This window comes from Actinomadura sp. RB99, assembly GCF_014706005.1.
Classification (GTDB): domain Bacteria; phylum Actinomycetota; class Actinomycetes; order Streptosporangiales; family Streptosporangiaceae; genus Spirillospora.
This window is the reverse complement of the sequence record NZ_JABMCA010000032.1, coordinates 94,225-107,805: the sequence shown is the minus strand read 5'-3', so window position 1 is coordinate 107,805 and position 13,581 is coordinate 94,225. Positions and strand designations below refer to the sequence as shown.

Sequence of the window (13,581 nt, the reverse complement as noted above, 5' to 3'; positions counted from 1 at the left end):
GCCACCGCCCGCAACGCTCTCCACGCCGGCGCCCACGTCACCATCGCGGCCCGCGACAAGACACGCCTGAAAGAAGCCGCAACCGACCTCGGCGACAACGTCGAGGCCGCCACCGTCGACGCGCAGCAAGGTAAAACGCATTACCTGGCGGTGGCCATTAGCGGTACCCGCGAAAGCGCTTAGAGGCATGATGAGCTTCATTGTCCGCATGACCTTTCAGAGTCTTGAAGTGATGCCCGCAGACGACACTGTGACCCAATGACCAGTGGCCGAGACAGGACGGAGCGGGGTTGATGGCGCCTTCGGACGACACCTACAGTTCATACGAGACTTATTTCAGGACCAGGAAGTACACGCAGCGCTATCCAAGGCCCAATCGCCTGGCATTCGCACGCGTACTGCGCGCAGCGGCGCCCGGAGCGGTCCTCACCGACATCGGCGCCGGTGACGGTCGCTACGCCATCCCCTTGGCGGAGAAGGGCTACACCGTCATCGCGGTGGAACGATCCGATGCGGCACGCGCCCAGATAGCGGATACCGCACTCAGGCTGGGGTTGAAGGGGAAGGTCCACTGCTTCAAGGAGCTTGAAGCAGTGGACGCCGGACTCGCCGCGGAAAGCGAACTCTCGCTGCTGTTCTTCGGAGTTCTCGGACATATGTCTTTCAGGGAGCGGGAGGCCGCTCTCAAAACCATCCAGGCGATGTCGAGCGGCCGGGCCAATGTGATCGGCTCGGTGCCGAACACCTTCCGTCGGTACAGGAGTGAACGGGTCAACGCCAAGATCGAGGACTTCGGCAGTGCGCCACGGTTCATCTACACGCACGAACTCGACGGCGCCACCCATGGCTTCGCCTACACCGCCTACTCGCCGAAGCAGTTGCGGCAGGAATTCATGCTGCACGGCTGGGAATGTGTGGAGATCAAGACGGAGTCGGTATTGAGTGAACGAAAAGTCACCCGGAGCTCCGTCATCGGAGTGGCGGACGCGCTCGTCTCCCGCTTGACTCCGAGTCGCTTCTCCCATGCCATCTTCTTCCATATCCGCTCACCAGAGTAGGCCCTCGAGAAGGCCGTCCACGATCCCGGTCGCGAATCAGCCCCGTGTCGGCGCGCACTCGAAATCCGACCCTCCCGCGGGTCCGTGACCACACAACCTCTGCCCCTTCCCGGCGACTCGCATGGATGAGGAAATCCAAATTTTTACCGTAGCTGCGAATCTGGCCGCTCACGAGACCGTTACCCAGCGAATGCGGGGCGGGCTCGCGACGCTTCCACTGGCGTTCGGGGAGAGCGGACTGCCCGTGCATCCGTCCCTCAAGTCCGAACTCGCCGCGGCGTCCAACCTCAACGCCTACGGCGCAGTCAACGGTGAGCACGAACTCCGGGAAGCCGCGGCCGGATACTTCCAGCGCCGCGGAATCGCGGCCGGCTCCGACCAGATCGTCTGCGGCCCCGGCAGCAAGCCCCTGCTGTTCGCCGTGATGCTCGCACTCGGCGGCGACGTCGTCCTCCCACGCCCGAGCTGGGTCAGCTACGCCGTCCAGGCCGAGATGGGGGGAGTCCGTCCGATGTTCGCGGCGACCCGTCCAGGCGAAGGCGGAGTGCCCGATCCCGAGGAGCTGACGGCGCAGGTCACACGAGCCCGTAGACAGGGACGCGACGTGCGGTCGGTGATCGTGACGATCCCCGACAACCCGACCAGCACGCTGGCGCTGCCCGAGACCGTGGAAAGCCTGTGCCGGACAGCCGGCGACCTCGACCTGACCATAATCTCCGACGAGATCTACCGCGATCTCGTCTTCGACGACGACCACGACTTCCCCAGCCCCTCCCGATACGCCCCCCAACGCACAGTGATCACAACGGGACTGAGCAAGAACCTCGCCCTCGGAGGCTGGCGGATCGGAGTCGCCTGGGTACCCGACCCCGAACTCCGGCAACGACTGCTCGCCGTCGCCAGCAACATCTGGACTGCTCCGTCCGGCCCTATTCAACGGGCCGCCGCATACGCGTTCCGAGAACCCCCCGAGATCACCCAACACGTGGCGGCCTCCCGCCGGCTCCATCAGGCCGTCGTCACGGCGATGGCCGCCCGCCTCACCGAAGCGGGCATTCCCACACCAGCCCCCGAGGCCGCGTTCTACCTCTACCCCGACTTCGAACCCCTGCGCCCAGCCCTCCAGGCCAAGACCTCCTCAGACCTCACCCGCCTGCTCATCGAACAACACGGTGTCGCCGTCGTACCCGGCAGCGCCTTCGGCGATCAGCCCCAGGAACTCAGAGTACGCATCGCAACGAGCCTGCTCTACGGCCAGGACGACGCACAAAGAGAGACGGCTCTCACCAGTCCGGAACCCACCCGCCTCCCCTGGATCGCCGCAGCCCTCGACCGCACCACACAAGTGCTAGCCAGCCTGGCCGCCGGCTCCTGAAACGGCGATCAGGTGATTTCCTCCGCCGCCCATGCGCGCGCAGCGATCCGTAGCGGTGATCCCTCGAACGAAAGTGTGGAACGGCTTTGGAAAAGTGTGGAACGGCTTTGGAGTTGACACAGGGGACCGGGCCGGTAGCGATCGGCGTCGAGGAAGAATTCCACATCGTCGATCTGGAGTCCCGTCGGCTCGTACCGCAGGCCGACAGTCTGCTCTCCCAGTTGTCCCATGAACAGTTCGTCGCCGAATTGCAGTGTTCGATGGTGGAGGCCAACAGCCGCCCGCATGCCCGGCTCGTCGACCTTGCCGACGACCTCGCGGCGCTGCGGCGCAGCGTCGTCGCGGCGGCCGACGGGCTCGGCTTGGGCATTGTCGCGGCCGGCACCGTTCCCGTTGCAGACCTGGAGTCGCTCAAGGTGACCCCGGATCCCCGCTACGAGAACATTCTCGACGACTACCAGTTACTCGTCCGCGAGCAGCTCATCTGCGGCACCCAGGTGCATGTCGACATCGGCGACCGCGATCTGGCGCTCAACGTCGGCCACCGCATCGCACCATGGCTGCCGGCGCTGCTCGCACTGTCGGCCAGCTCCCCGTTCTGGCTGGGGCTGGACACCGGATACGCCAGCTACCGCACGCTGCTGTGGTCACGCTGGCCGACCACAGGGCCGCTCGGCGCGTTCAAGGGGGCCGCCGAGTACGACGCGATGATCGAGGATCTGATCCGGACCGGAACCATCAGCGACCCCGGGATGATCTACTACGACGTGCGCCCGTCGGCGCACCTGCCCACACTGGAACTGCGGATCGCCGACGCCTGCCCCCGGCTGGAGGACGTCGTGCTCCTCGCGGGCCTGTTCCGCGCGATCGTCGGGGGCGAGATCGACGCGGTGACCGAGGGCCGGCCGGCGCCGGAAGTCCGTACCGAAGTGGTCCGGGCGGCGACCTGGCGAGCCGCCCGCTACGGCCTGGAAAGCGAACTGGTCGACCCCCTCGACGGCACATCGATGCCGGCCCCGCAACTTCTGCAAGGGCTGCTGGAACGCCACCGGGAGCGGCTGGAGGCGGCAGGCGACTGGGGCCTGGTGGCCGAGCTGGCCCAAGCGGCCCTGGCACGCGGCACCTCGGCCGCCCGCCAACGCCAAGCTTTCGAGCGCGGCGGCCTGCCGGACGTGGTGGACACACTGATCACCGAAACACGCACCAACATCGGCTGACTGCCAGGCGCGGGCCCGAACCGCGGGCACCAGCACGATGGCCCAGCTCACTCGAACCGGACACGCCACTTACCACCGAGTAGGGCACGGCGCCTTCCGGCCGAGTCGCAAGGAGGTCATCCAAGCATCGGCCCTGGTCACGTCCTTGGGCCTCTCGGCCGTCATGCGTGAGGGCCGCCGAGGTCTCCTCACCGAGCCGGACCTTGCGGCCGAGGCTGGCCAGGTGCAGGTGCAGGTGCCGGGCCTTGGCCTGCAGTTCGGTGGCGGTGCGTCCGGCGGCCGCCAGCCGGGTCCTCACGTGCCGGCAGCGAGGCGCTGTCCCGGATCATGGCCGCCGACCTGCGGGACACGGACGTCACCGTCAACCTGCTGCTGCCCGGCGGCCCGACCGTCACGGGAATGCCGCCCCTCGACTCCGTGCCTGAAGGCCGGAAGTTCCTGGAGCACGAGGTGATGGGCCCACCCATCGTCTCGCCGGCCTCCGACGACGCGGCTGGCGTGCACGACGAGCGCATCGTCGCCGCCGAATTCGAGCGCTGGCTGCACGCCAGGAACGGCAGACGGTGAGGCTGGCCTGACGACCCCGACGCCGAAATCCGCGCTGCCGCGACCGCGCCGGACGCTGACCAGCGGATCTGATCCCGACCAGGACGACGGCGACCGTCCGTGACGAGACATGCCGATCAAAGTACGCGTCCGTCTCCGGCGGTCTTGGACGGGCGTCCAGAACACGAGGCCGTCCCCGTGAAGATTACGGGTACGGCCTCGTGGCTGGCCCGCCAGAACAGGCACTTAGGCGGGGACGTCGGTTAGACGGCGCAGGGTGAACGGCTCGGCAAGAATTTCGTCCAGGACCTGGGCGATGTGCTTGAAGTGCGGCAGCGAGAAGTGGAAGTCGAGTGCGGCGCTGTCGGCCCACTCCTCAACGATGATCATGCGGTCGGCGCGGGTCGGGTCGGCATAGGGCTGGTAGCCCAGGCAGCCCTCCTCGGCCAAGGACGGCGCGATCATCGCGTTCAGCTCGTCCCGCAGGCGCTGCTCCTGCCCGGGCTTGGCGATGAAACCGGCAACGATGGTGAGGGTGTTGGACATGGCGGAAACTCCCGATCCTCTACGGTTGGTCTTCAGTGGTGCTGTGTTCGCTGGCGAACGATGCCATCCTGCGGGCCTGGCCGCCGATCACCCAGAGCTCTGTTCAGCCGGGGTCTGTCCTACCTGGGTCTGCCAGGACCAGGCAGGACAGACCGATATCACCGATAGTGGGGATCATGGATCGTGCCCAGCAGCTGAGTGAGTTCCTCAAGTCCCGACGCGCCCGCCTGCGCCCCGATGAAAATGGTGTGGGCAGCTTCGGCGGTCAGCGGCGCGTGCCGGGTCTGCGCCGGGAGGAGCTGGCGCTGCTGGCAGGGGTGAGCGTCGACTACTACACCCGCCTGGAACAGGGCCGCGCCCGTAATGCGTCCGCCGACGTCCTGGACGCCGTCGCCGGCGCGCTCGGCCTCGACGCTGACGAACGCGCCTATCTGCACAACCTGGCCAAGCCCGGCTCCGCTCGCAAACGCCCTGGCCGACCCCAGCAGGTACGTCCCGAGATGCGCCAGGCCCTGGAGGCCCTGTCCGCCGTCCCGGCCTACATCATCGGACGCCGCCTGGACGTCCTGGCCTGGAACGAACTGGCCCGGCTCCTTATAGCCGACTTCCCCGCCCTGCCCACCACCGAGCGGAACATGGCCCGGTTGGTCTTCCTCGACGAGGCGGCCCACGAGCTGTACCCCGACTGGGAGACCAAGGCCCGCGACACCGTCGCCAACCTCCGCTTCGACGCCGGACGCCACCCCGACGATCCCCAACTCGCCACCCTGGTCGGCGAACTATCCCTGCATAGTCCCGACTTCCGCCGTCTGTGGGCCGACCACAACGTCCGCGGCAAGACTCGCGGCCGCAAACGCTTCGCCCACCCCAGGCTCGGTGAACTCGCCCTCGACTACGTCGCCATGCGGGCCCCCGACGATCCCGACATGACCATGATGATCTACAGCGCCCCCATCGGTTCCGACGCCGCTGCGGCGCTCCACCTCCTGGCCAGCCTCGCCGCCCCCTGTGCGGCTACAACCGATCTTCGCGCACAACGCAGCCTCTGATCCCCAGAGTATTCACCCTCCAACAAGGCTCCAGGAGGGCGCGCACGGTGCCCGACTCATCCCGCCGCGGCCAGATCGGACGCCGGCGAAACTGAGCAGCCCGCAAACAGGTGCCACCGGAATACGGCAGGGGCCGTGGTTGAGTGGGTATCGCTGGTCAGCGTGCTGAGAGTGCAGCGTATGCCGTTGGATCTACCGATCTTGAGGGTTCGGGCTGCTTCGGTGGCGGAGGCTCTCTCGCCGACCAGGCGGCGCAGGGTGGCGAGTTCAGCGGGGCCGATGACTCGGGGTCGGCCGATGCGCTGCTTGCCGGGCAGCATCTTCCCCTCGGCCTCGCGCCGCTTGGCGGCGACGATCCCTCGGCCTGGCGTTCGGCGCGCAGTTCCAGCTCGTACTCGGCGGCCGCCGCGAGGACGGCGAACATGAAGCGGCCCTCCTTGGTTTCCAGGTCGAAGTTCTCGGTCGAGCTGAGCACGCGGACACCGCGCTCACGAAGTTCGGTCACCGTGGCGAGTACGTGTCCCGCGCTACGGCCCCATCGGTCGCACTTCCAGAACTTCAGCGTGTCGCCGGCGATCGGCCTGGTCAGCAACTCCTCCCACTGCGCCCGCGCGGTGCCGCGCTTGCCGGACTCCTTCTCTATCGCCATCTCGTCGTAGCCGTCGGCCTCCAGGGCGTCGAGCTGGAGCTGCGGGTTCTGCGCCATCGAGCGGTTGGCAGCGGGCGAGGAGCTGGCGGTGGACTGCTGGCACGGCGGTGATGCGCAGGGCGTAGCCCTGGCCGCGCCGTACGGTCACCCCTTGGGCGAGAGCGGCCCGCTCGACGGGCTCCAGGTCGGCCGCGCGGAGGAAGTCCGCGACCTTGCCCGGCATGTCGAGGGTGACCGGCAGATCCAGGGCGGGGTGCCCTCTTGCGCGATGCCGTTGTGGTCGGGCATGAGGTCGGCGACCGCCGTGCGAATCGCACCGCGGCTGACGCCGCGGTTGCGGGCGAGCGCGCAGAGCTGGTCCCCCAGAGGTCATAGGCGCGGACCTGGTTGGTGACCAGGGAACCGGCGACCTTCAGCATGTCCGGCCAGTGCGTGATCACCTTGTTCAGGTTCGCCCGGTTGCGGGCCAGGCCCTCGACCGCACCGTACGTGCCCGGTTCGACGCCGGGCCGTGCCCGGAGACCCGCTCGTTACGCAGACGGCCAGAACATGGGATGGCGGCTTGTCTCGTTCAACGACAGCGACGAGCAGCTCAGCGACACCTTCCCCGTCAGCCGGGAGCAGTTCATCAGGGTCCGTGACCTCTTCGATCACGGCGATGATGAGTGGTTCGCGGACTCGTACCTGGTCACGGCCGAGCATTGGTCGCAGCTCATCGAGGTACTGGGTTGTCCACCTCCTGAGCCTGACAAGTCCTACTTCCTTGAGGGGTACGCCACGGACTTGTAGCTACGTGGCCGGGCTGGAAGGGGGCGGTTGTGGGGGTGGGTTTTGGGCGTGACAATCGGCTGCGTGCATCGGGTGCCGGGAGGCGGGCCGTATGCGTGTCCGTGTTGCGGGTATCTGACGCTTGAGCGGCGGGGCTACTTCGAGATCTGCCCCGTGTGCTTCTGGGAAGACGATGGGCACGACCACGACGCCTATGAGAGCCGCGGCGGTCGTAACCGGGGGCTCAGCCTTGCGGAGGCTAGGCAGAACTTCGTCGCTTACGGGGCGAGCGACCGGCGGAGGCTTCAGTACGTTCGGGCTCCGCGTTCGTGGGAGCGGCCGCCGCAGAGCCAGGGGTAGGGGACGGCGAGCCGGCGCTTGATGTCAGGGGGGTTCATTACCGTGCGGGTTGGGCGCGGCCGGCTCCGGAGCATCCAGCTCTGTAGGGAATGACGGTCCCCCCGGCCTGCACGAGGGCGGCACTTGTGCCCAATCTGCGACCGGGCGTAGCTGGGAGTCAGAGCGCAGCTCGGCAGAACCGGCCGCGCCCACGAGCGAGCCTGCTAGGCGGGCTTGCCTGCGTCGATCCACTGCTGGAGCTTCGCCAGTTGGTCCTCGGGCCAGGTGCCGTCGCAGGGCATGCGTCCGGTCAGCAGGGAACCGATGATGGCGTCGGCGTGCTTGGAGACGTCCGCGTGGTCGTGCAGGTCGAAGAAGGACAGCATCGAGTCGCGGTCCTTCGCGCGGAACAGGGGCTTGATGTCCCGCTCGAAGCTGAGGTCGCCGGGTGATGGCATGTCTTGTCTCCTTGTCGTGGAAGCGGTCCCTAGAGAAGACAAGGCAGGTCGGCGATCGGTGACAGGTCGCGGGCGGTGGCTCCGGCCACTGCTGGACTTTTTTCGGGGCGGCGAGGGCGGCGGTTCCTGGTTGTATGGGGAGGAATGATCGTTCCCGGCTCGAGGCGGCCGGGTGGCATTGGTGGGAGCAGGCCGTGCGCACGGAGGGGCGTGGGGCGCCCGATGCGGGGTCGCCCTGGGATGAGATCGTTCCGCTGCTGTGGATGGGCGGGCACCATTACCGGGATCAGGCCGGAGTGCGGGTGCCGGTCATCGTGGATCGCGAGTTCGATCTGGTGATCAGCCTGTACGAGCGCGAGGGGCACGGCCCCGGCGGTGGTGTCGAGCACCGGAGCGTTCCCGTGCCGGATGGGCCGTTGACCGCTGGGCAGCTTGAGGCGGTGTGCGGTGCGGCGGAGCTGGCGGTGGAGGCGGTCGGGCGCGGGCGGCGGGTGCTGGTCCGGTGCCACTCCGGCTACAACCGGTCCGGCCTCGTCGTTGCTCACGCCCTGACGCTTCTGGGGTACAGCACCAGTGACGCCATATTCCTGGTCCGCTACCGCCGGTCGAAGTGGGCGCTGAACAATTCCTTGTTCGTCGACTACTTGAACACGGGGCTCGACGTCGCGCGGTTGCTGACGGGGCTTGAGGCCTGACTCCGCGGCGGCGATGAGTTCTGGAGGCGGGGGTGGTCTCTCCTCTGAGTCGTCGAGAGGAGTGCGGGCATGAGCGGGGTTCGGGTTCTGGTCGGGACGCGCAAGGGAGCGTTCGTGCTGACCGCGGACGGGAAGCGGGAGCGGTGGGAGGTCAGCGGGCCTCACTTCGGCGGGTGGGAGATGTACCACGTCGCCGGGTCGCCCGCGGATCCGGACCGGCTGTACGCGTCGCAGTCGACGGGCTGGTTCGGGCAGCTGATCCAGCGGTCGGACGACGGGGGCGCGACGTGGCGGCCGGTGGGCAACGACTTCCGGTACGACGGGGAGCCGGGGACGCACCAGTGGTACGACGGGACGCCGCGTCCGTGGGAGTTCAACCGGGTCTGGCATCTGGAGCCGTCGCCGGTGGATCCGGACGTGGTGTACGCGGGCGTCGAGGACGCGGCGCTGTTCCGGACGGGTGACGGCGGAAGCACGTGGGAGGAGCTGCCCGGGCTGCGCGGGCACGGGTCGGGGCCGGACTGGCAGCCGGGGGCCGGCGGGATGTGCCTGCACACCGTGGTGCTCGATCCGGTGGACGCGGCGCGGATGTACGTGGCGATCTCGGCGGCGGGCGTGTTCCGCACGGACGACGCGGGCGCGACGTGGCGGCCGGTGAACCGGGGGCTGCGGTCGGAGGGCATCCCGGACGCGGAGGCGGAGGTCGGGCACTGCGTGCACCGGATCGCGATGCATCCGTCGCGTCCGGAGGTGCTGTTCATGCAGAAGCACTGGGACGTGATGCGCAGCGACGACGCGGGGGAGACGTGGCGGGAGATCAGCGGTGATCTGCCGAGCGACTTCGGGTTCCCGATCGCGGTGCACGCGCACGAGCCGGACACCGTCTACGTGGTGCCGATCAAGAGCGACTCGGAGCACTACCCGCCGGAGGGGAGGCTGCGGGTCTACCGGAGCCGGGCCGGGGGGAACGAGTGGGAGCCGCTGACGGACGGGCTGCCGCAGAGCCACTGCTACGTCAACGTGCTGCGGGACGCGATGGCCGTGGACTCGCTGGATCCGTGCGGGATCTACTTCGGGACGACCGGCGGGCAGGTGTACGGGTCGTCCGACGAGGGCGACACCTGGACGCCGATCGTGCGCGATCTCCCGGCGGTGCTGTCGGTGGAAGTGCAGGCGCTGCCGTGATCCGTGTGGTGCTGCCCGCGCATCTGCGGGCGCTAGCCGGGGTGGACGGGGAGGTGGAGGTCGAGGGGACGACGATCGCGACGGTCCTGGACGCGTTGGAGGACCGGTTCCCGGTGCTGTGCGGGACGATCCGTGATCGGCGGACGGGGCGGCGCCGGGCGTTCGTGCGCTTCTACGCCTGCGCCGAGGACCTGTCCCATGAGCCGGTGGACGCGCCGCTGCCGGGGCCGGTCGTCGCGGGGGCCGAGCCGTTCCTGGTGGTCGGCGCCATGGCGGGCGGTTAGAGGCAGCGGCGTGCCGGTGCGTGGTTGCCGACCGTGGCCCCGGCACGCCGCTAATACGACTGAATGTAGTACTACAAGGCGTAGTACGGAAGTCGGTAGTACTACCCGCCGTGGTGACCTCGCCCTCAGTCGGATAATCTGGACGTCGTGAAGGGTCTTGGAGAGCTTGAACGCACGGTCATGGAGGTTCTGTGGGCGCGGGAGGACGCCGGCGCCGGCGCCGCCACCGCCCGCGACGTGAGCCGTGCGCTGGCCCATGACCGCGACCTCGCCCACACCACGGTGATGACGGTGCTGGACAGGCTCGCCAAGAAGGACTTCCTCGAACGCGAGCGGGACGGCCGCGCGTGGCGGTACCGGCCGGTCGAGAGCCGGGAGAGCTACGTCACGGAACTGATGCTGGGCGCCCTGGACGAGACGGGCGACCGCGACGCCGCGCTGGCGCACTTCGTCCGGTCGGTCTCGAGCGACGAGATCGACGTGATCCGCCAGGCCCTGGCTGGCCTCACGAAGGAACCACCGGCATGACCGGCACCGCCCTGCTCGCATTGATCTCCCTGGGGACCGTCGGCGGGGCGCACCTGCTGTCCCGGGCCAGGTGGACGTGGCGCACCCCGCGCCTCGGCATCGCCCTCTGGCAGTCGCTCGGCCTGTGCTGGGGCGTCGCCACCATCGGGGCCCTCCTCGGCGTCGCGATGGCGCCGTACCGCAAGGGCGTCCTCGGCGGCATCCCCGGCCTCTACGCCGACCAGGCGGCCCGGCTCGACACGGTGCACATGGCGGCGCTGCTGTCCGCGGTGAGCCTCGCCGCCGTGCTGCTGGTCATGCTGATGTACGCGGTGGTCCGCGTCGTCCGCGCCAGGCACCGGCACCGAGTACTCCTCGCCCTCGTCTCCCGCCGCGATTCGGCCGTGCCCGGCACGCTGGTCCTCGACCACCCGGGCGCGGCCGCTTACTGCGTTCCGGGGGTCCGCTCGTCCAAGGTCGTGGTGAGCGCCGGGACCCTGGAGTTGCTGGACCGCGCCGAGCTGGCCGCGGTCCTCGCGCACGAGCGCGCGCACGCGCGCGAGCGCCACGACCTGGTGCTGCTGCCGTTCGCGTCGCTGCGCCAGGTGTTCCCGCAGTTCCGGCTGGTCGGGCGGTGCCTGGACGCGGTGGAGCTGCTGATCGAGATGGCCGCGGACGACCGGGCCCGGTCGGGGCGCCCGCCGCGCGAGCTGGCGACGGCGCTGCTGCGCTTCGCCGCCGCCCGCCCGGCGGCCGCGCCGTCCGGGACGCTCGGGGTGGCGTCCTCGGACGACATCCCGGTGATGGCGCGGGTCAACCGGCTGCTGGAGCCGAAGCCGCTGCCGCGCCGCGCCCGCCTCGCCGCGACGGTCGCCGTGCCGCTGCTGGCCGGCCTGCCGCTGATCCTGATCGTGCTGCCCACCTGAACCGCCGGGGCCGGTGCGGAACCGGCCCTCCTCAGTCGGCAAGGACGGTCCCGTAGAGCCGGTCGACGTGCAGCCGGATCACGAGCCGCCGGTCCTTGACCATCTGCTCCAAGAACGCCCGCTCGTCGGCCGGGTCGGGGAAGCCCGGCGTCATCGCGAGGAGCTCCCGCCCGGCGTCGTCGCCGGGCTTTTCGCTGATCCCGGACAGTTCCGCGCGTCCCTCGGCGACCACGAACGACAGGTGGTCCGGGGCGGACGCGTGGAGCGCGGCCCGCGGGTCGGCGCGGATCTGCCTGACCTTGGCGCGCCCGGCGGTGGTCGAGATCCGCGCGATCCGCTCCGCCGCGTCCCAGGTGTAGACGACGGTGGACAGGTGCGGGTGGCCGCTCTTCTTCGTGGTGGCGAGGACGGCGAACTGCTGCTCGCCGAGGAGGCGGGCGAGGTCGTCCTCGCCGACGGGCTTGGGGCCGGGTCCCTGGCCGGGGCCGTACGCGGTCATGGTGATCTCCTTCAGGCGTTGGTGGGGACGGACTCGACGGGGGCGGGGGCGTCCGCGGCGGCCTTCGGGCTGCGCAGGACGAGGACGCCGACCAGGAACGCGGCGACCAGCAGGCCCGCCGAGACGGTGAACGCGAGGTGGTATCCGCCGGTCAGCGCGGCGGCCTCGGACCGGCCGTCCGCCCGCAGGTGCTCGGTGCGGGACGCGGCGAGCGTCGACAGCACCGCGACGCCGAGCGCCATCCCGATCTGCTGGACGGTGTTGAACAGCCCGGACACCAGGCCCGCGTCGTCGGGGCGGGCGCCGGCCATCCCGAGGCCGGTCAGCGCGGGCAGGACGAACCCGGCGCCGGCGACCAGCACCATCACGGGCAGCAGGTCGGCGATGTAGCTCGCGTCCTCGGGGATCCGGGCCAGCCACCCCATGGCGCCCATCAGCGCGACGAGCCCGGCGAGCAGCACGGCGCGCTCCCCGAAGCGGCGGCTGAGCCGCGCCGAGACGAACAGCGAGATCGCGCCGATGGCGACGGCGGCGGGCAGCATCGCGAGGCCGGTCTCCAGCGCGTCGTAGCCGAGGACCTTCTGCATGTAGAGGGCGACGATGATCTGGAACGAGAACATCGCGGACAGCGACAGCATCTGCGCGAGGTAGGAGCCGGACGCGTTGCGCGAGCGCAGCAGCCGCAGCGGCATCAGCGGGGTGGCGGCCTTCGCCTGCCGGACGAAGAACCCGGCGAGCAGGACCAGCGAGACGGCGCCGAGGCCGAGCGTGCGGCCCGACAGCCAGCCGTCGTCCTCGGCCTTGACGACGGTGTAGATGCCGAGCATCAGCCCGGACGTGACCAGCAGCGCGCCCGCGACGTCGGCGCCGGCGCGCAGCCCGGCGCCGCGGTCGCGGGGCAGCGCGACGACCGCCAGCGCGATCGTGGCCAGCCCGATCGGCACGTTGATCAGGAAGATCCAGTGCCAGCTCAGCGCGTCGGTGAGGACCCCGCCGAGCACCTGGCCGATGGACGCGCCGGCGGCGCCGGTGAAGCTGAAGACGCCGATGGCCTTGGCGCGCTCGCCGGGCTCGGTGAAGAGCGTCACGAGGATGCCGAGCACGACGGCGGAGGCCATCGCGCTGCCGACGCCCTGCAGGAACCGGGCGGCGATCAGCACGCCCGGCGCGGTGGCGGCGCCGGCGAGCACGGACGCGCCGGTGAACACCGCGTTCCCGGCGAGGAACATCGTCTTGCGGCCGATGAGGTCGCCGAGCCGCCCGGCGAGGAGGAGCAGGCCGCCGAAGGCGATCAGGTAGGCGTTGACGGTCCAGCTCAGCCCGGCGGCGGAGAAGCCGAGGTCGCGCTGGATGGACGGCATCGCGACGGTGACGATGCTGCCGTCCAGGATCGTCATCAGCGCGGCGGCGGATAGCACGCCGAGAGCGGTCCCTCGGGACCGTGCGGACAGGTTCATGGGGTCATCTCCCGTTTGAGGCA

General features: G+C 69.6%; 16 protein-coding genes and 1 pseudogene. 11 read left to right on the top strand and 6 right to left on the bottom strand.

Annotated elements, in window-relative coordinates:
- The 5 genes from amrb99_RS26640 to amrb99_RS26620 form a co-directional block, all read left to right on the top strand.
- Positions 1 to 183 (top strand): hypothetical protein (locus tag amrb99_RS26640; RefSeq protein WP_206700112.1); only part of this gene is annotated, 183 nt, incomplete at its 5' end.
- A gap of 110 nt (positions 184 to 293) precedes the next feature.
- Positions 294 to 1,058, top strand: a complete 765-nt coding sequence (locus tag amrb99_RS26635; protein ID WP_190860908.1) for a class I SAM-dependent methyltransferase — start codon at positions 294 to 296, stop codon at positions 1,056 to 1,058.
- 121 nt (positions 1,059 to 1,179) lie between these two features.
- Positions 1,180 to 2,433, top strand: a complete 1,254-nt coding sequence (locus amrb99_RS26630) for a pyridoxal phosphate-dependent aminotransferase (RefSeq protein ID WP_190860906.1) — start codon at positions 1,180 to 1,182, stop codon at positions 2,431 to 2,433.
- 107 nt (positions 2,434 to 2,540) lie between these two features.
- On the top strand, positions 2,541 to 3,650 hold the full coding sequence (locus amrb99_RS26625) for a glutamate--cysteine ligase (protein ID WP_241755945.1): 1,110 nt from the start codon (positions 2,541 to 2,543) through the stop codon (positions 3,648 to 3,650).
- Between the two features lie 327 nt (positions 3,651 to 3,977).
- Positions 3,978 to 4,217, top strand: a complete 240-nt coding sequence (locus tag amrb99_RS26620) for a hypothetical protein (protein WP_190860904.1) — start codon at positions 3,978 to 3,980, stop codon at positions 4,215 to 4,217.
- A 225-nt stretch (positions 4,218 to 4,442) separates the two neighbouring features.
- On the opposite strand, the gene amrb99_RS26615 is transcribed toward amrb99_RS26620, so the two are convergent.
- Positions 4,443 to 4,742: a putative quinol monooxygenase gene (locus tag amrb99_RS26615; RefSeq protein ID WP_190860902.1), complete on the bottom strand. Its 300-nt coding sequence runs from the start codon at positions 4,740 to 4,742 to the stop codon at positions 4,443 to 4,445.
- Between the two features lie 176 nt (positions 4,743 to 4,918).
- Here amrb99_RS26615 and amrb99_RS26610 point away from each other — a divergent pair, with 176 nt between their 5' ends.
- Positions 4,919 to 5,791, top strand: a complete 873-nt coding sequence (locus amrb99_RS26610; RefSeq protein ID WP_190860900.1) for a helix-turn-helix transcriptional regulator — start codon at positions 4,919 to 4,921, stop codon at positions 5,789 to 5,791.
- A gap of 157 nt (positions 5,792 to 5,948) precedes the next feature.
- On the opposite strand, the gene amrb99_RS26605 is transcribed toward amrb99_RS26610, so the two are convergent.
- From amrb99_RS26605 to amrb99_RS26590, 3 genes and pseudogenes are all read right to left on the bottom strand, one after another.
- Positions 5,949 to 6,497 (bottom strand): recombinase family protein, encoded by a 549-nt coding sequence (locus amrb99_RS26605; protein ID WP_190860898.1) that lies wholly within the window; start codon positions 6,495 to 6,497, stop codon positions 5,949 to 5,951.
- A 311-nt stretch (positions 6,498 to 6,808) separates the two neighbouring features.
- A pseudogene (locus amrb99_RS51450) lies at positions 6,809 to 6,928 on the bottom strand (Tn3 family transposase); the annotation flags it as partial.
- Between the two features lie 843 nt (positions 6,929 to 7,771).
- Positions 7,772 to 8,005, bottom strand: a complete 234-nt coding sequence (locus tag amrb99_RS26590) for a hypothetical protein (protein WP_190860896.1) — start codon at positions 8,003 to 8,005, stop codon at positions 7,772 to 7,774.
- Between the two features lie 194 nt (positions 8,006 to 8,199).
- Here amrb99_RS26590 and amrb99_RS26585 point away from each other — a divergent pair, with 194 nt between their 5' ends.
- The 5 genes from amrb99_RS26585 (at position 8,200) to amrb99_RS26565 (ending at position 11,602) form a co-directional block, all read left to right on the top strand.
- Complete coding sequence (locus tag amrb99_RS26585) at positions 8,200 to 8,700, top strand: dual specificity protein phosphatase family protein (RefSeq protein WP_206700109.1); 501 nt, start codon at positions 8,200 to 8,202, stop codon at positions 8,698 to 8,700.
- 69 nt (positions 8,701 to 8,769) lie between these two features.
- Positions 8,770 to 9,885, top strand: a complete 1,116-nt coding sequence (locus amrb99_RS26580) for an exo-alpha-sialidase (protein ID WP_190860885.1) — start codon at positions 8,770 to 8,772, stop codon at positions 9,883 to 9,885.
- On the top strand, positions 9,882 to 10,169 hold the full coding sequence (locus amrb99_RS26575; protein ID WP_190860883.1) for a MoaD/ThiS family protein: 288 nt from the start codon (positions 9,882 to 9,884) through the stop codon (positions 10,167 to 10,169). The genes amrb99_RS26580 and amrb99_RS26575 overlap by 4 nt, the downstream gene beginning before the upstream one ends.
- 147 nt (positions 10,170 to 10,316) lie before the next feature.
- Entirely contained in the window at positions 10,317 to 10,697 is a 381-nt protein-coding gene (locus amrb99_RS26570) for a BlaI/MecI/CopY family transcriptional regulator (RefSeq protein WP_190860882.1), read from the top strand.
- Complete coding sequence (locus amrb99_RS26565; RefSeq protein WP_190860880.1) at positions 10,694 to 11,602, top strand: M56 family metallopeptidase; 909 nt, start codon at positions 10,694 to 10,696, stop codon at positions 11,600 to 11,602. Before amrb99_RS26570 ends, amrb99_RS26565 begins: the two co-directional genes overlap by 4 nt.
- 31 nt (positions 11,603 to 11,633) lie before the next feature.
- On the opposite strand, the gene amrb99_RS26560 is transcribed toward amrb99_RS26565, so the two are convergent.
- Both amrb99_RS26560 and amrb99_RS26555 read right to left on the bottom strand, forming a co-directional pair.
- Entirely contained in the window at positions 11,634 to 12,101 is a 468-nt protein-coding gene (locus amrb99_RS26560; RefSeq protein ID WP_190860878.1) for a TIGR03618 family F420-dependent PPOX class oxidoreductase, read from the bottom strand.
- Positions 12,102 to 12,112: 11 nt separating this feature from the next.
- Positions 12,113 to 13,558, bottom strand: a complete 1,446-nt coding sequence (locus tag amrb99_RS26555; RefSeq protein ID WP_190860876.1) for an MFS transporter — start codon at positions 13,556 to 13,558, stop codon at positions 12,113 to 12,115.
- Between the last annotated feature and the right edge of the window lie 23 nt (positions 13,559 to 13,581).